The sequence below is a fragment of the Ilyobacter sp. genome, from assembly GCF_041583315.1.
Classification (GTDB): domain Bacteria; phylum Fusobacteriota; class Fusobacteriia; order Fusobacteriales; family Fusobacteriaceae; genus Ilyobacter.
This window is the reverse complement of record NZ_JBFHGC010000594.1, coordinates 1-1,664: the sequence shown is the minus strand read 5'-3', so window position 1 is coordinate 1,664 and position 1,664 is coordinate 1. Positions and strand designations below refer to the sequence as shown.

The following is a 1,664-nucleotide window of genomic DNA, read 5'->3' as shown; positions in this document are numbered from 1 at the left end:
TGCCAGAGAGTATGCAAATGCATTCTCTGAGCTGAATGATCCTGCTGATCAGAGAGGAAGGCTCGAAGCTCAGCTAGAAGAGGCTATGCTCGGAAACGAAGAAGCCAATGCAGAGATAGACGACGACTATATAGAGGCTCTAGAATACGGAATGCCTCCAACAGGTGGTCTAGGTGTAGGAATAGACAGACTTGTAATGCTTTTAACTGGTGCTCCTTCAATAAGAGACGTAATCTTATTCCCGCAGATGAGAAAAAAGGACTAGTTTTACAGAATTATTATAAAATTATTAGAAAAATGGTAGAGCCGGATGGCTTTACCATTTTTTTAATCCTGTTTATAATATTTAAAAAAAAAATAAAATTTATAATAATGTGGTAATATTATAACGATTCCAAAACAGGGTCTGATTCAGATTCAACGAAAGGAGAGAGAATTATGAATATAGATATGAGAACCATACTGCTGAGCCACAGCATAAGTGATACTGTAATCACTCTTATTTTATATTTTGCATGGAAGCAAAATAAAGGAAGATTTGAGGGGATGTCAGACTGGGTGATGTGTTTTGCACTTCAGTCTGTTGGCATAACAATGATACTTATGAGAGGCTTTATACCGGATTTTTTATCCATTGTAGTTGGCAATGTTTTACTGATAGCAGGGGCTGTGAAATTTTATTTTGGGACTGCCGTTTTCATAGACAGGAAAATAAATAAAAATTTTTATTATGGAATGCTGGGAGTTTTTACTCTGATATACGCATATTTCGGATTAGTTGAGCCAAAACTTATAGTGAGGGGGATTGTATTTTCTCTTGCAATAGCCTTCATAAGTATTAATGGAGCCAGAACACTGTATAAAAGTGATGATGTTAAAATGAAAAGAAATTATCGACTGACCGGAACTTTGATGTTCTTTGTCTCAATGCTTTATTTGATGATGGCATGGTACTATAAAATAGGAATTACAAGCACAAATTATTTAAATGTCGGTTTTGTAATGTCTCTCATGACAATTATATCCCAGATGCTACTGATCTGTATAACCTTCTCTATTTTGGTGATGATAAACAGTAGACTTGTTCTTAACTTAGAGGAAGAATCAAAGAAGAAAGAAAAAATACTGGAGGAATGTACATATCAGGCTACTGTAGATGGACTGACTAAACTTTTGAACAGGAAAACTATAGAGTGGAAGCTCAGAGAGGAGGTTGACAGGAGTCAGAGAAACAATGGAAAAATGTCGGTAATCCTTCTGGATGTGGATCATTTTAAAAATATCAACGACAACTTCGGGCATCCTAAGGGAGACCTGGTACTTGAAAAAATCTCTGAGATACTAAAAAATACCCTTAGAAAAACAGACTTCATAGGCCGGTGGGGGGGAGAAGAGTTTATAGTAGTCTGTATAGAGACAGAACAAAGAGCCGTGTGGAAAGTTGCTGAAAAACTGAGGAAAGCAGTTGGACAGTATAAGTTTGATCTGAACACTCAGGTGACTATAAGCCTAGGGACAGCTACCCTAGCCAGAGGTGAGAGTGTAGAGGATATTTTGAAACGGGCAGATGACAACATGTACATGGCAAAGAAAGAGGGGAGAAACCGAACCAGACCCGATATAAGCTCTGAAGAAAAATTTTATAAAAATACAGAAAATGATTT

At 36.9% G+C, this 1,664-nt stretch carries 2 protein-coding genes; both read left to right on the top strand.

Annotated features, from left to right (window positions below; all coding sequences use genetic code 11):
- Nucleotides 1-265, top strand: a 265-nt coding sequence (locus ABZA26_RS14550) for an amino acid--tRNA ligase-related protein (RefSeq protein WP_372715211.1), incomplete at its 5' end; no start/stop codon positions are given.
- 173 nt (nt 266-438) lie between these two features.
- The coding region (locus ABZA26_RS14545; protein ID WP_372715210.1) for a GGDEF domain-containing protein at nt 439-1,664 on the top strand (1,226 nt) is incomplete at its 3' end.